Below are 15,266 nucleotides of genomic sequence, written 5' to 3'. Positions count from 1 at the left end.
TGGCGCGGGCCTCTCGGCTTCCATGTTGATCGAGAATGTTCCGACTTCGAACGCCGCACGGTTCGCCACCCAAATCTGTCGAAGGATTAGTGGCGGCTCTCATTTCAACATGGAGTAGAAATTGACTATGCACGCGCCAAATTCACCAGAGACCCAGACGCACTTTATCCCTACGGTTTTCACCCGCCACAACCGCTTCCTCCACGCCCTCCTGCTTGATCATCAAGCCTGGTTCTGCGCTCAAGATCTGGGCCGCATGATGGGCCATCCCTTGAACCCACGCGTCACGCTCAAACTTGACCCCGACCAACGCCGCACCGTCCGCCTGCGCAAGGAGGGCGATGTTGTCGAGACCCCGATGGTCAGCGAATCCGGCACGTACGCGCTGCTCGTCCACCATTTCATCCCGGAAAACCGCAACCTTCGGCAATGGCTGAGCAATGAGGTGATTCCCATCCTGCGGGAAACCAGCTCAGCAACAGCGGAAAACTGCCCAAGCCTGAGCTCGGTGCATTGGGCAGGCGTCACCGTGCCGCTGTTGCACTGGCAACAACAGGCTTGGGTGAAATGGCGTGATATGCCGGAGTTGGTGCTCGGTCAGCAGCCATATCAGGTATCGGGGACATGTAGCTGACGGCCTCACTTGGTCCAATGAAAAAGAGGCGGACTCCAGAGCCCGCCCCTTCAATATTCACCATCAACCTCGACCCATTTCTGACCGAGTTCCAAACTGATGTGCAACGCCATCCCTGTACTTCCGCCCATTCTCGAAATCATCCCGAGCGACGAGAATTTTGCTGAAGACTACCTGCAAAAATTCGTCAAACAATGTGCGGTTGCCGAGCATCTGCACGCAATCCATGTCGGCATCGCCGATGCTGACGCGGGTAAGTTGATTGATCTGGCCAACGTGAAAGCCAAATGGCTTTCACGGTGAACCTCCTGTTTCAAAACCGCGAAACACTCCTCATCGCATCCACCAGATACCGCATCGCAATCCGGTCGCTCTCCGACAACTCCCGGTAACGCTCCACCAGTTTCAGTTCGTCAGGACTGAGCCGGCGTCTTCGCCGGACGTTGGTGAGGCAGGGAAAGATGCCTAACATTTCGGTGATGCCTTGTCCTTTTGTCATGGACGATGTCCTTTTCCAGTACGTCAGAAATTTCTCGAAAACCGCATCGCCCTGCTCCTTTAAGCAGCGATTTGAGCCCTGCCGGTCGGATGGGTCGTGACCGGCGATGCCCATAGAATAGAAATTAAATCGGCGCTGAAAAGCTGTTTTTAGAGTAATTAGTCGAAAAAAGCAGATATGCCCTATAAATCAGAAAAGTCTGTGAGATAAATAACCGTAACGTCTTGTTTCATTGAGACGCTGTCGCCGTGCCATCAATGAATTTTGCAAAATCGGCGAACCGATTAAGCTAGCGGGCATCTGTTACTAGTCCGTAGCGTTTGGCCGAAGGCTTGTCCGAACCGTAATTTCTGATCCAGTACGTGCCAGGAACGGCGCGGGATTGTCCACGACAGGTTGTATTTATGCACCGCAGGAATTTGCTCAAAGCGTCCATGGCCATTGCGGCTTACACCGGCCTTTCCGCCTCCGGCCTGCTCGCCGCACGCGCCTGGGCCGCCTCTGGCGGTGCCGCCGACGGTGAAGCCCAGGCCTTCGACTTCGAAACGCTGAAGCGTCAGGCCAAGCAACTGGCCGGCAACGCCTATCAGGACACCAAACAGGTGCTGCCGCCGACCCTGGCGACCATGACCCCGCAAAACTTCAATGCGATCCGCTACGACGGCGAGCATTCGCTGTGGAAGGAGAACAAGGGTCAGCTCGATGTGCAGTTCTTCCACGTCGGCATGGGTTTCCGTCAGCCGGTGCGCATGTACAGCGTCGATCCCAAGACCCGCACGGCCCGCGAGGTGCATTTCCGCCCTCAGCTGTTCAACTATGAAAACACTTCGGTCGACACCCAGCAGCTCAAGGGGGATCTGGGGTTTGCCGGCTTCAAGCTGTTCAAGGCGCCGGAACTGGACCGGCATGACGTGGTGTCGTTCCTCGGCGCCAGCTACTTCCGCGCGGTGGATGCCACTGGCCAATATGGCCTCTCCGCCCGTGGCCTGGCCGTCGACACCTACGCCAAGAAACGCGAAGAATTCCCCGACTTCACCAAGTTCTGGTTCGAAACCCCGGATCAGAACGCGACCCGCTTTGTGGTCTACGCCCTGCTCGACTCGCCGAGCGCGACCGGTGCCTATCGTTTCGACATCGATTGCCAGGCCGAACGCGTGGTAATGGAAGTCGACGCCCACATCAATGCCCGCACCGCCATCGAACAACTGGGCATCGCGCCGATGACCAGCATGTTCAGCTGCGGCACCCACGAGCGCCGAATGTGCGACACCATTCACCCGCAAATCCATGACTCGGATCGTCTGGCCATGTGGCGCGGCAACGGCGAGTGGATCTGCCGCCCGCTGAACAACCCGGCGACCCTGCAATTCAACGCCTTCGCCGACACCGATCCGAAAGGGTTCGGTCTGGTGCAGACCGACCACGAATTCGCCAACTATCAGGACACCGTCGACTGGTACAGCAAACGTCCGAGCCTGTGGGTAGAACCTACAACCGCGTGGGGCGAAGGCTCTATCGATCTGCTGGAAATTCCTACAACCGGCGAAACCCTGGACAACATCGTTGCGTTCTGGACGCCGAAGAAACCGGTAGCCGCCGGCGATTCGCTGAACTACGGCTACAAGCTCTACTGGAGCGCCCTGCCGCCGGTCGGCACGCCGCTGGCGCGGGTGCATGCGACCCGTTCGGGTATGGGAGGCTTCGTCGAAGGCTGGGCTCCGGGCGAGCATTACCCGCCGGTCTGGGCCCGTCGCTTTGCTGTGGACTTCACCGGTGGCGGCCTGGATCGCCTGCCGCAGGGCACCGGGATCGAACCGGTGGTGACTTGCTCCAACGGCAAGGTGCAGGATTTCAGCGTGCTGGTGCTGGATGACATCAAGGGTTACCGGATCCTGTTCGACTGGTACCCGACCAACGACAGCGTGGAGCCGGTTGAACTGCGGCTGTTCATCCGCACCAACGATCGCACGCTTAGCGAGACCTGGTTGTACCAGTACTTCCCGCCGGCGCCGGACAAGCGCAAGTATCCTTGATGTTTTGAGGCGCCTGCGCGGGCTTGCTCGCGAAAGCGTCAGAATATTCAACATCGGATGGAAGGCACTGCGTCAGGTCAGTGGGCAATACAGATGAATGTCTTTGGGCTCTTGATCAAACAACTCAGGATCCGGGTGATCAACCAACCGGCAACCCTGACGCTGATAGAACTCCACGGTATTGCGCGACTCGGTCGCCGAGACATACAGCGCCTCGGCGCCGATCCTCCGACCATGGGCGCAGGCCAGGGCAAACAATCGCCCGCCAAGCCCCTGCCCACGCCAGGCACGGCTGATGTGCAGAAACTTCAACTGCCGCATGTTCAGACCCTGATTGTGAATAACCCGGTTATCCACAACCACCGCTGCCACCAGTGTCTCGCCATCGAAAATCCCGTGTAGCCAACCGCCGCTGCGCCAGCATTTTTCCAATACCCGCGCATTCTCCTCCGCCTCCCCTTCGGGCCACCCGCGCATGTCGAAACGCGCCGGATACAGAACCAGCTCACCGTTTTCCACGCGATAACATTCCTCGACCAGTTCACTGCGGTCGATCAGCGCCAGCAGCGGCAAGTCGGATTCCGTCAACTCTCGTTCGATCAACATGCGATCCATTCCTTTGCATTTCAAACGATAGGCAAGAAAAAACCCGCCTTTTCAATGGCGGGTTTTATAGGCGCTGCGACAGGTCGGATCAATCCCGCAGATCAGACTCATGAATCGGCTGATCACGATGGGTCGCACGTTGATACTGCGCCGGCCACACCGCTTTGCGGCCGCCCAGGTCATCGTCGGCGTGCAGCGGCCAGTACGGATCACGCAGCAGCTCACGGGCAAGGAAGATGATGTCGGCCTGACAGGTTCGCAGGATGTGCTCGGCCTGGGCCGGCTCGGTAATCATTCCCACGGTCCCGGTGGCGATGCCTGACTCCTTGCGCACCCGCTCGGCGAAGCGCGTCTGATATCCCGGCCCCACAGGGATTTCGGCGTTGGCTGCCGTGCCGCCCGACGAGACATCGATCAAATCAGCCCCCAAGGCTTTCAGGCGGCGCGCCAGCTCCACGGTTTCATCCGGGTTCCAGCCGTCCTCGACCCAGTCGGTAGCCGACAGGCGCACAAACACCGGCAGTTCTTCCGGCCACACGGCGCGCACCGCTTCGGTCACTTGCAGCACCAGACGAATACGATTTTCGAACGAACCACCGTACTGGTCGCGGCGCTGATTACTCAGCGGCGACAGAAACTGGTGCAGCAGATAACCGTGCGCCGCATGCACCTCGACCACACTGAAACCGGCGGTCAGCGCACGTTTGGCCGCGGCCACGAAGTCCTGAATGACTTGGGCGATCTGACTCTCATCCAGCTGTTTCGGTTGGGTGTGTTGGGGGTCGAAGGCAATCGGCGAAGGCCCGACCGGCGTCCAGCCACCGTCCTCCGGTTTGACGCTGCCGTGCTTGCCGATCCACGGCCGGTGGGTGCTGGCCTTGCGCCCAGCATGGGCCAGTTGAATGCCGGCCACTGCGCCTTGGGCGGTGATGAAACGGGTGATGCGTTGCAACGGTGCGATCTGTTCGTCGTTCCACAGGCCCAAGTCTTCGGCGGTGATCCGCCCGTCGGCCGTGATTGCCGTGGCTTCGGTGAATACCAGGCCAGCGCCCCCCACCGCACGGCTGCCGAGGTGCACCAGATGCCAGTCGTTGGCCAGGCCATCGACGCTGGAGTACTGGCACATGGGCGACACAGCGATGCGGTTGGGCAGGGTCAGTTGGCGAAGGGTAAAGGGTTCAAGCAGCAGACTCATGGGGCACCTCTCAAATCAGTGGGCAGGCTCCAGGGTTCTGTTTGAAAAGTCGACGAGTGACAGGAAAAAGGTGCAGCACCCGCCCCCGCGGGCAAAAAAATCGACAAGACGTCACAAGGCCAATCAAGCAGTGCTTAGAGCCTAGTCGACATCCGGGGATGAGGGAGGGTTCAGAGTAATTCTGTGTATGTAAGTCCGCCTGCGCGAGCTTGCTCGCGAAGGCGTCAACGCGGTTCGATGTGGGCAATCATCAGTTGCACGGTTTCATTGCCGCGGAACTCGTTGAGATCGAGCTTGTACGCCAGTTCGACCCATTTGATTGTCGGGTTCGGCCAGATATCACGATCGATGCCGAAGGCGATGCCATCCAGCTTCACCGAGCCGCATTCGGTTTTCAGCACCACTTTCAGGTGCCGCTCGCCGACCACTCGCTGCTCGACCAACTGGAACACGCCATGAAACAGCGGCTCAGGGAAATGCTGGCCCCACGGCCCGGCGTGACGCAGGGCCCGAGCCAGTTCCAGATGAAACTCCTCGACCGCCAGCGTGCCGTCCGACAGCAGGCGCCCGGTCAGGTCTTCTTCGCGAAGCTGTCTACGCACCTCGGCGTCAAATGCCTCGGCGAACAACGGAAAATTCTCCTGCGGCAAAGTCAGGCCTGCCGCCATCGCGTGACCGCCGTACTTGGCGATCAGATCCGGATGCTGCGCCGCGACCACGCTCAGCGCATCACGAATATGAAAGCCCTGAACCGAACGCCCAGAGCCCTTGAGCAGACCGTCACCGGCATCGGCGAAGGCGATGGTCGGGCGGAAGTAACGCTCCTTCATCCGCGACGCCAGAATACCAATGACACCCTGATGCCATTCCGGATCAAACAGGCACAATCCGAACGGCATCGACTCGACCGGCAAGTCCTTGAGCTGGGCCAGCGCTTCACGCTGCATGCCTTGCTCGATGGATTTGCGATCCTGATTCATGCCGTCCAGTTGTGCGGCCATTTCCCGGGCCAGCGCAGGGTCGTGGGTCAGCAGGCATTCGATGCCCAGGCTCATGTCATCCAGACGCCCCGCCGCGTTCAGGCGCGGGCCGACGATGAAACCGAGATCGGTAGAGGTAATGCGCGAAGCCTCTCGCTTGGCCACTTCCAGGATCGCCTTGATCCCCGGCCGCGCACGTCCGGCGCGAATTCGCTCCAGACCCTGGTGCACCAGAATCCGGTTGTTGGCATCCAGCGGCACCACGTCGGCAACGCTGCCCAGCGCCACCAGATCCAGCAGTTCACCGATGTTCGGTTGTGGCTTGCTCTCGTACCAGCCGAGGCTGCGCAGGCGCGCGCGCAAGGCCATCAACACGTAGAAAATCACCCCGACCCCGGCCAGCGCCTTGCTCGGGAACTCGCAGCCGGGCTGATTCGGATTGACCAGCGCATCGGCTTGCGGCAGTTCGTCGCCAGGCAAGTGGTGGTCAGTAATCAAAACCTTCAGGCCATGGCGCTTCGCGGCCGCGACACCTTCAACGCTGGAAATACCGTTGTCGACGGTGATCAACAGTTGTGGCTCGCGGGTCATCGCAACTTCGACGATTTCCGGGGTCAGGCCGTAGCCGTATTCGAAGCGGTTTGGCACCAGGTAATCGACGTGTGCCGCGCCCAGCAGGCGCAGACCGAGCACGCCCACGGTGCTGGCCGTCGCGCCGTCGGCGTCGAAGTCGCCAACGATCAGGATCCGCTGACGCTGCTCCAGCGCCGCCACCAGCAGATCGACCGCCGCATCGATCCCTTTGAGCTGCTGGAACGGAATCAGCCGCGCCAGGCTCTTGTCCAACTCCGCCTCGGACTGCACGCCCCGCGCCGCGTACAGGCGGGTCAGTAGCGGTGGCAGTTCACCGAGAAACGGCAGAGTGGCGGGCAACGGGCGAGGATCGATACGCATGGGGTGACAGGAGCTTCTCTTGGATACGTGGGATTTTTCGGGAGTAGCGCGGACTTAACCGCGCTCGCCTTGCAGCCAGCTGAGCTGGACTTCGTGCTGGCCACGGTCGTCGGTGACGAAGATCGTGCCTTCGCTGATCATCACGTCCCACTTGATGACGCGGGGCATGTCCTTGGCCAGGGTTTCCAGCACTTCCTGCGGAACAGCGGCAATGTTGACGTTCTTCAGGTTTTTGATCGCCGGAATCACCTTGCCTTCCCAGACGCGCAGGCTGCCGTAGGCCAGCAGGCTGGTGCGTTCGGTGCGGCGCGAGCACCAGGTCAGGCGATCGGCATCCGGCTGGCCGACTTCGATCCAGTGCAGGACGCGGTCGTCCAGGCTCTTTTCCCACAGCGCAGGTTCATCCACGTCCGACAGACCACGCCCGAACGACAGTTGCTCGTTGTACCAGAGCGCGTAGGCCAACAGCCGCACGGTCATGCGTTCTTCGGTTTCCGAAGGATGGCGGGCGATGGTCTGCTTCACGTTCTCGTAGACGCTGCGGTCAAGGTCGGTGAGGTTCAGTTCGAATTTGTAGGTAGTGGACGGCTGGGCCATGAACGGGCTTCTTGATACGAGGAAAGTCGGCAAGTCTAACCGATGCTGTAGGCAATCCACGAATTGATGGCGATCAACCTTGCGCGACTGACAGCCGGCTATGTTAAAACGCTGTATCTGCTCAGCCTTGTCCTACAGGATCTCGCATGCCGTTCGCCAACAAACCGCTCAGCGGTCTGAAAGTCATTGAATTGGGTACTTTGATTGCCGGGCCGTTTGCCTCGCGCATCTGCGGCGAGTTCGGCGCCGAAGTGATCAAGATCGAGTCGCCGGACGGCGGGGATCCGTTGCGCAAATGGCGCAAGCTGTATGAAGGGACTTCGTTGTGGTGGTTCGTCCAGGCGCGCAACAAAAAGTCCCTGACGCTGAACCTCAAACACCCCGATGGCCTGGCGATCCTGAAAAAACTGCTGGGTGAAGCCGACATCCTGATCGAGAACTTCCGCCCCGGCGTGCTGGAAAAACTCGGCCTGGGCTGGGAAACCCTGCACGCGCTGAACCCGAAACTGGTGATGGTGCGCCTGTCCGGTTTCGGCCAGACCGGGCCAATGAAAGATCAGCCAGGTTTCGGTGCGGTCGGCGAATCCATGGGCGGCCTGCGCTACATCACCGGTTTCGAAGACCGCCCGCCGGTGCGCACCGGAATTTCCATCGGCGACTCGATTGCCGCCCTGTGGGGCGTGATCGGCGCCTTGATGGCCTTGCGTCATCGCGAGGTCAACGGCGGCCTCGGCCAGGTGGTCGATGTGGCGCTGTACGAAGCGATCTTCGCCATGATGGAAAGCATGGTGCCGGAGTTCGATGTGTTCGGCTTCATTCGTGAGCGCACCGGCAACATCATGCCGGGTATCACCCCGTCGTCGATTCACACCAGTGCCGACGGCAAACACGTGCAGATCGGCGCCAACGGCGATGCGATTTTCAAGCGTTTCATGCTGATCATCGGCCGTGAAGATCTGGCCAATGACCCGGCGCTGGCCAGCAACGACGGGCGCGACAGCCGTCGTGACGAGCTGTACGGGGTGATCGACCGCTGGGTTAAGTCGCTGCCGCTGCAAACCGTGCTGGATCTGCTGAACCAGGCCGAAGTCCCGGCCAGCCGGATCTTCAGCGCCGAAGACATGTTCAACGATCCGCAGTACCTGGCCCGGGAAATGTTCCTCCACGCCAAACTGCCGGACGGCAAACCTTTCAAGATGCCGGGCATCGTGCCGAAACTCTCTGAGACACCCGGCACGTCCGAATGGGTCGGACCGCAGCTCGGTGAGCACAATGCGCAGGTACTCCACGATCTTGGCTACGACGAGAAGCAGATCGCCCGGCTGCGCGAAGACGGAGCCATCTGAGCTGAAGCCCCTGATGCCCTCGGCCTCGAACCGCGCCCACCATTGGTGGACCTGGCGGTTGTTCGGCCTGCTGTTCCTGATGGTACTGCCAGCGTGGGCGCAGGCCAAACCGACGCTGATCTGGCTGTTGCGCGACCTGCCGCCACTGACGATCTTCGAGGGTCCGAAAAAGGGCCAGGGCGTTATCGATCAATTGATGCCAATGCTCATTGCCGGCATGCCGCAATACGAACACACCTTGCTGCGGGTCAATCGCGCCCGTGGCACTCAAATGCTGCATGAACATCCCTTCGCCTGCGATCCTTCGCTGATCTGGAACAGGGAGCGGGCGCAATGGATCGCCTTCTCCATCCCCGCGTTTCGCGCTGTCAGCAATGGCCTGGTGGTGCGTCAGAGAGATCGCGAAGTGCTGGAGCCGTTTCTGGTCGACGATGAAGTCGACCTGTCGGCATTTCTGGCCAACGGCGAGCGAAAAGTCGGCGTGGTAGCCGAGCGCAGTTATGGCGAGTACATCGATACATTGCTGCATCAGGCACCAAGCGGCGCGCTGACGCCCCATTACGGCAACGATGCGCTCAGCAGCCTGCTGTCGATGCAGCGCCTGGGACGTTTGCAGGTGGTGCTGGGTTACTGGCCGGAAATCCGTTATCAGGCGCGCCAGGCCGAGATCACCGAGGACGAACTGCTGTTCTTCCCGATTCGCGGCACGGGCAAGTACCTGTCGGGCCATGTCGGCTGCACCGACACCACGGCGGGTCGCCAGGCGATCACCGAGATCAATCAGCTGTTGCGCACCCTGCCCCACGATCATCTCAACCAGCTCTACGCCGATTGGCTCGACCCCGAAAGGCGTCAGGATTATCTGGAACAGGCGCGGATTTTCTTCCAGCGACAAGCCGCGCAGTGAAATCCGGGCAAAAAGAAACCCCGAGAAGTGGGGAGACGACTCGGGGTTAAACGTGGCCTGTATCAAAGACCCGTAGCAGCAAGCGACAAGCACCGGAGCACAATGCTTGCTCCTGCTGTTACCGGGTCTGACCGACCTGGATGCAGGAAGGTTCCCACAAATGAAAAATCAGTTTCAGAGGGCCGGGTGCTTGTCGAGGGCTGCGTTTCGCAACGCGGCGATCACACAGGGTTCCAGCCGGCCTTCGGCAATCAGGATGTCACGGTGCAGACCGTCGACCACATCTGTCAGTTGACGCTTGTCGCTCAATTGCGCCTGATTGAATTCGCGCTCCACCACGATCGCGCCGCTGCCGTTCTTCAAGGTCACCAGGCATTCGCCATGGCGACCCCGAGGGGTCAACGTCACTTGATACGGGCTCAGAGCCTCACCGAGCAATAGACTGATACTTTCCATCTCGATCTCCACTCAATAGTCCGAAAACACAGTGCCTGGGGCGTGTTCACAGTAAATGACCACCGGCCCGAGAGGAAAGTTCTGCTTGTCGCCGGCCTCTCCCGGAGCGTCACCGGCCTATCGGAGCATGCAGGGTGAAGATGACAGGAAAATAACCATGGGGGTTCAAGCGTCCACGCAATTCCGGTGGCTTGTCATGTAGGTGTCCAGCAGACTCCTCATCAACACCGCCGACACTGGCGTGTGCAGGCGGCCCAGCAAGGTGATCCCGTGTTCGCCGAGCAAGGTTTCCAGCTCTTGCAGCAGGCTGGGTGCCACGGCCCCCAGCAGAATCATCGCCCGCGCGTCCTGCCGGTCGGCCAGATGCCGGATCAGCGCCACCCCGTCCCCGTTCTGTAATTGTGGATTGCACAGGGTAATGTCGACCGCTCCGCGACGTTCCAGTGACCGCTTTGCCGAACCCAGCGACGGCGCGGTCAGCACATCATAGATACCGATGGCGTTGAGCATCTGGTGCAACGCCATCAGCTGGAACGGATTGGGTTCTAGAATCAGGATCTTGAGCGAGCGCATGGGACGACCTCTGGAGCGGCAATCGCGGATTCACGCCGCAGTGGCCTGTCACTCTAGGGCAGTCGTCCTAAGCCTCCCATCAGAAAAGGAATCGCGGTTTATAGGACTTTTCCCATCTTTAATGCAGACATTGACACCCGCTCTCCTTCCTCCGCTCGGTGATGTCCGTCCAGCCACCCAGCAGGCCACGCAGTTTTCCATCCGCACTGTAAAACGGCACCGTCCATTGGTAGATCTGACGGGGGCCGCTCTTGAACACCAGCTGCCGTTTGCTGAAACGTGTTTTACGAGTGCCCAGCTGCGCCATGAATTCTTCGTGCAGCATCAGTGCCGTGGCCTGCGGAAGTGCATCGATCTCGAACAGCATCCGGCCCTGTACCTGTTCCAGCCGAACCGACAGCGCATCTTCATAACTGCGATTGCACATGATCAACCGCCCCTGCAAATCGCGAACGAATACGGGATCGGGCATCGCATCGATCAATGCATGTTGGAAAGCCAGTTGATCACTTAGATCCTTTTCAGCCGCCCGTCGCTGCTTTACCTCGGCCGCCAAACGGCGGTTCCACAGCAAGGGCAATAGCCCGAACACCCCAAGCGCCCCCATCGCCCAACACCCCCACTTGATCAGGAGCGAGCCGATCGAGGGAACCGGAGCGGGAGCAATGCCATCCAGCCATTTCAGGCGCATGGCACGCAGTTCGGCCGCCGAGAAAGCGCCCAATGCCTTGTTGAGGATGCTTACAAGCTCAGGCAGCCCTTTGCGTACCGCCAGATGATCCGCCTCCCATTTGCCCTCCACCAGACCGCCGACCTTGAGCAGGCCCGAGGGAAACAGCTGAGCCCCGATCTCGTTCTCGATGGTGGCGTAGGCCTCGCCACTCTCGACCAGCGCTCGCGCCTCGGCATACGTTTTCACCGAGCGGATCTGGATCGACGGGTAGTCACGTCGAATGCTGTCCTCCAGCGCATGCCGGGCCGGCAGGACCAATACCCGCTTTGCCAGCGCTTCGAACGACTGTATCGCCGGTTCGCCCGAATGACCGACGAATACCCAGCCAGCACCGCCGAACGCGTGACTGAAGTCCAGGAATGCCTTGCGCTCGTCGTTCATCGCCAGGGTCGTGCTGATATCGGCCACGCCACTCTGAAGCCGTTCCAGCATGTGATCGGTGGAAAACGACTCCTGATGGACGAACTGCAATCCGGTCATGGCGCTGATATGCGTGAGCACATCGTTGTTCAAGCCGCTCCAATGACCATGTTCATCCTGAAACAGATACAACGGGTACTGCACCGAGGCGACCGTCACTCTGGGGTTATCTCGAATCCACTGTCGCTCATGCTCATCCAGCTCGATAGGCTGAACGGTTGTCACCCCATCGGAATGCCTCGCCAGATGGGCCGCTTCGGTCCACTGCGACACCCCGAACATCGCCCACACACACAACCAGCACAGCGCCGGTTTCAATCCTGAAAAAAACCGCATTGCCACATCCTTCGTCATCGACTCACCCGTCCTTCGTGGGTGAAACCCGGGCAGTGTGGCATGCATAAACAAGAAAGCCCGTCAGGAGACGGGCTTCAAAATGTGACAGCTTTGCGGGCTTAGAGGGGCTTGCCTCGGTTGCCATGCTGACTGACAAAGGCTTGCACGGCTTTCAGCTCATTCGGCAGCACTGTGCAGCGCTCTTCTCTCTCAAACAAATCAGAAAGATGTGCAGGTAGTTCGAGAGCTTTTCCTACACCGGCTTTCTCCACCGCGTCCGGGAACTTGACCGGATGCGCCGTGCCCAGAATCACCATCGGGATGTCCAGGCTGCGACGGCATTCGCGCGCGGCTTTCACGCCAATGGCGGTGTGCGGATCCAGCACTTCACCGGTCTGCTCGTAGACTTCGGCGATGGTTTCGCAGGTTTGCGCATCGTCCACGGCCAGCGAGTCGAACAGTTTGCGTGCTTCGGTCCAGCGTTCCTGTTCGACGCTGAAACCGCCGCCCTGCTTGAACGAATCCATCAGCCCGGCAATTGCCGCGCCGTTGCGACCGTGCAGGTCGAATAGCAGGCGTTCGAAGTTCGACGAGACCATGATGTCCATCGACGGCGACAGCGTGGCGTGCAGGGTTTCCTTGACGTACTGGTTGCCACTCATGAAGCGGTGCAGGATGTCGTTGCGGTTGGTGGCGACGATCAGCTGGTTGATCGGCAGTCCCATGTTGCGCGCCAGATAGCCGGCGAAGATGTCGCCAAAGTTGCCGGTCGGCACCGAGAACGACACCGAACGCGCCGGGCCGCCCAATTGCAGGGCCGCGTGGAAGTAGTAAACGATCTGAGCCATGATCCGCGCCCAGTTGATCGAGTTCACTGCAACCAAGCGGGTGCCCTTGAGGAAGCTCTGGTCGGCGAAGCTGGCCTTGACCATTTCCTGGCAGTCATCGAAGTTGCCTTCGATGGCGATGTTGTGGATGTTCTCACCGAGGATGGTGGTCATCTGCCGACGCTGCACTTCGGACACGCGGTTGTGCGGGTGCAGAATGAAGATGTCGACGTTTTCGCAGTGCTTGCAGCCTTCGATGGCGGCCGAACCGGTGTCACCGGAGGTGGCGCCGACGATCACCACGCGCTCGCCGCGCTTTTCCAGCACGTAGTCGAGCAAGCGACCGAGCAGTTGCAGGGCGAAGTCCTTGAACGCCAGGGTCGGGCCGTGGAACAGCTCCAGCACCCATTCGTTGCCGTTCAGCTGACGCAGCGGCGCAACGGCGTTGTGGGCGAACACACCGTAGGTTTCTTCAAGAATCTTTTTGAAATCGGCGTCCGGAATGCTGCCGGTGACGAACGGGCGCATGACGCGGAAGGCCAGCTCGTGATACGGCAGGCCGGCCCAGGAAGCGATTTCTTCCTGGGTGAAACGTGGCAGGTTTTCCGGGACGTACAGACCGCCGTCGGTGGCGAGACCGGCCAGCAGGACGTCTTCGAAATTCAGGGCCGGTGCCTGGCCGCGGGTACTGATGTAACGCATGACTGACTCCAATGGACAGTGTTCACGACACCGGCCCCGCTGGCGGGACCGGTGAAGGAGATCGGCTTAGTTCAAGTGCTCGACGCGGATCCGCACAACCGGACCGACCACGCCCGCGAGCGCTTCGAGCGCGGCGATAGCGTCGTTGATGTGCTGTTCCAGCACGCGGTGGGTCAGCAGGATCATCGGCACCAGGCCGTCGTGTTCCTCGACTTCCTTCTGCATGATCGACTCGATGTTGATGCCGCGCTCCGAGAGGATGCTCGCCACCTGAGCGAGTACGCCCGGATGGTCCTTGGCCTGAATGCGCAGGTAGTAGGCGCTTTCGCAGGCTTCGATCGGCAGGATCGGATGGGCCGACAGCGAGTCGGGCTGGAAGGCCAGGTGCGGCACGCGGTTTTCCGGGTCGGACGTCATGGCGCGAACCACGTCCACCAGATCCGCGATCACCGACGAAGCGGTCGGCTCCATGCCGGCGCCGGCGCCGTAGAACAGGGTCGAACCGGCAGCGTCACCGTTGACCATCACCGCGTTCATCACACCGTTGACGTTGGCTATCAGGCGATCGGCCGGTATCAGCGTCGGGTGTACGCGCAGCTCGATACCGGCGGCGGTGCTGCGTGCCACGCCCAGATGCTTGATGCGGTAGCCCAGCGCTTCGGCGTAATTCACGTCGGCGGTGGTCAGCTTGGTGATGCCTTCGGTGTAAGCCTTGTCGAACTGCAGCGGAACACCGAATGCGATCGACGCCAGGATCGTCAGCTTGTGCGCCGCGTCGATGCCTTCGACGTCGAAAGTCGGATCAGCTTCGGCGTAACCCAGCGCTTGCGCCTCGGCCAGCACGTCTTCGAAGGTGCGCCCCTTCTCGCGCATTTCGGTGAGGATGAAGTTGCCGGTGCCGTTGATGATCCCGGCGACCCAGTTGATACGGTTGGCGGACAGGCCTTCACGGATCGCCTTGATCACCGGAATGCCGCCGGCTACCGCCGCTTCAAATGCCACGATCACGCCTTTCTCGCGTGCCTTGGCGAAAATTTCATTACCGTGAACGGCAATCAGAGCCTTGTTCGCGGTGACCACATGCTTGCCATTCTCGATGGCCTTGAGTACCAGCTCGCGGGCAACGGTGTAGCCGCCCATCAGCTCTATGACGATGTCGATCTCAGGGTTCGTGGCCACTTCGAAGACATCGTTGGTAATCGCAATACCGGTCGTCTGGAACTGAGGCTTTGGCGTGCGCATGGCAATTTGTGCCACTTCGATTCCACGCCCGGCACGACGAGCAATTTCCTCGGCGTTGCGCTGAAGTACGTTGAAGGTTCCGCCACCGACGGTCCCTAACCCACAGATGCCTACTTTGACCGGTTTCACTGTGAACTCCCCATAAAACGGCCGACACGAGGCCGGCCGTGAAAACAACCGCAGGTTCGCGGCTCTCTGTTGATGGCCCGGCAATCCTGCCGCCGGA

At 60.2% G+C, this 15,266-nt stretch carries 15 protein-coding genes; 5 read left to right on the top strand and 10 right to left on the bottom strand.

What is annotated here, in order from left to right:
- Positions 1 to 127: 127 nt before the first annotated feature.
- Together PDR5_RS29095 and PDR5_RS05290 are read left to right on the top strand one after the other, a co-directional pair.
- Entirely contained in the window at positions 128 to 634 is a 507-nt protein-coding gene (locus tag PDR5_RS29095) for a BRO-N domain-containing protein (protein ID WP_082934358.1), read from the top strand.
- A gap of 99 nt (positions 635 to 733) precedes the next feature.
- A complete protein-coding gene (locus PDR5_RS05290; protein ID WP_064593659.1) occupies positions 734 to 937 on the top strand; it encodes a hypothetical protein in 204 nt (67 codons plus the stop codon).
- 10 nt (positions 938 to 947) lie between these two features.
- Here the strand turns inward: PDR5_RS05290 and PDR5_RS05285 are convergent, their stop codons facing one another.
- Complete coding sequence (locus PDR5_RS05285) at positions 948 to 1,133, bottom strand: hypothetical protein (RefSeq protein ID WP_007954656.1); 186 nt, start codon at positions 1,131 to 1,133, stop codon at positions 948 to 950.
- Positions 1,134 to 1,537: 404 nt separating this feature from the next.
- Here PDR5_RS05285 and PDR5_RS05280 point away from each other — a divergent pair, with 404 nt between their 5' ends.
- Complete coding sequence (locus PDR5_RS05280; RefSeq protein ID WP_064593655.1) at positions 1,538 to 3,166, top strand: glucan biosynthesis protein D; 1,629 nt, start codon at positions 1,538 to 1,540, stop codon at positions 3,164 to 3,166.
- Positions 3,167 to 3,238: 72 nt separating this feature from the next.
- Here PDR5_RS05280 and PDR5_RS05275 read toward each other — a convergent pair whose 3' ends face one another.
- From PDR5_RS05275 to PDR5_RS05260, 4 genes are all read right to left on the bottom strand, one after another.
- Positions 3,239 to 3,772 carry a GNAT family N-acetyltransferase gene (locus PDR5_RS05275; protein WP_064593652.1) on the bottom strand — a complete coding sequence of 178 codons (534 nt, stop codon included), beginning with the start codon at positions 3,770 to 3,772 and terminating at the stop codon, positions 3,239 to 3,241.
- 88 nt (positions 3,773 to 3,860) lie between these two features.
- On the bottom strand, positions 3,861 to 4,967 hold the full coding sequence (locus PDR5_RS05270) for an NADH:flavin oxidoreductase/NADH oxidase (protein WP_064593650.1): 1,107 nt from the start codon (positions 4,965 to 4,967) through the stop codon (positions 3,861 to 3,863).
- Between the two features lie 224 nt (positions 4,968 to 5,191).
- Complete coding sequence (gene recJ / locus PDR5_RS05265; protein WP_064593647.1) at positions 5,192 to 6,901, bottom strand: single-stranded-DNA-specific exonuclease RecJ; 1,710 nt, start codon at positions 6,899 to 6,901, stop codon at positions 5,192 to 5,194.
- Between the two features lie 54 nt (positions 6,902 to 6,955).
- A complete protein-coding gene (locus PDR5_RS05260; RefSeq protein ID WP_064593644.1) occupies positions 6,956 to 7,498 on the bottom strand; it encodes a YaeQ family protein in 543 nt (180 codons plus the stop codon).
- 146 nt (positions 7,499 to 7,644) lie between these two features.
- On the opposite strand from PDR5_RS05260, the gene PDR5_RS05255 reads away from it, so the two are divergent.
- Both PDR5_RS05255 and PDR5_RS05250 read left to right on the top strand, forming a co-directional pair.
- On the top strand, positions 7,645 to 8,844 hold the full coding sequence (locus PDR5_RS05255) for a CaiB/BaiF CoA transferase family protein (RefSeq protein ID WP_064593641.1): 1,200 nt from the start codon (positions 7,645 to 7,647) through the stop codon (positions 8,842 to 8,844).
- A 13-nt stretch (positions 8,845 to 8,857) separates the two neighbouring features.
- Positions 8,858 to 9,751 (top strand): TIGR02285 family protein, encoded by an 894-nt coding sequence (locus tag PDR5_RS05250; protein WP_064593638.1) that lies wholly within the window; start codon positions 8,858 to 8,860, stop codon positions 9,749 to 9,751.
- 174 nt (positions 9,752 to 9,925) lie between these two features.
- On the opposite strand, the gene PDR5_RS05245 is transcribed toward PDR5_RS05250, so the two are convergent.
- From PDR5_RS05245 to PDR5_RS05225, 5 genes are all read right to left on the bottom strand, one after another.
- The gene (locus PDR5_RS05245) at positions 9,926 to 10,207 is read right to left on the bottom strand and encodes a DUF3509 domain-containing protein (protein WP_064382409.1); all 282 of its coding nucleotides are present in this window, start codon (positions 10,205 to 10,207) and stop codon (positions 9,926 to 9,928) included.
- A 165-nt stretch (positions 10,208 to 10,372) separates the two neighbouring features.
- Positions 10,373 to 10,780: a response regulator gene (locus PDR5_RS05240; RefSeq protein WP_064593635.1), complete on the bottom strand. Its 408-nt coding sequence runs from the start codon at positions 10,778 to 10,780 to the stop codon at positions 10,373 to 10,375.
- A 118-nt stretch (positions 10,781 to 10,898) separates the two neighbouring features.
- Complete coding sequence (locus PDR5_RS05235; RefSeq protein ID WP_064593633.1) at positions 10,899 to 12,269, bottom strand: transporter substrate-binding domain-containing protein; 1,371 nt, start codon at positions 12,267 to 12,269, stop codon at positions 10,899 to 10,901.
- Between the two features lie 119 nt (positions 12,270 to 12,388).
- Positions 12,389 to 13,798: a threonine synthase gene (gene thrC / locus PDR5_RS05230; RefSeq protein ID WP_064382412.1), complete on the bottom strand. Its 1,410-nt coding sequence runs from the start codon at positions 13,796 to 13,798 to the stop codon at positions 12,389 to 12,391.
- Positions 13,799 to 13,864: 66 nt separating this feature from the next.
- Entirely contained in the window at positions 13,865 to 15,169 is a 1,305-nt protein-coding gene (locus tag PDR5_RS05225; RefSeq protein WP_011332618.1) for a homoserine dehydrogenase, read from the bottom strand.
- Between the last annotated feature and the right edge of the window lie 97 nt (positions 15,170 to 15,266).

Source organism: Pseudomonas sp. DR 5-09 (genome assembly GCF_001655595.1).
Lineage (GTDB): Bacteria > Pseudomonadota > Gammaproteobacteria > Pseudomonadales > Pseudomonadaceae > Aquipseudomonas > Aquipseudomonas pharyngis.
This window is presented reverse-complemented; position numbering and strand designations above follow the sequence as displayed.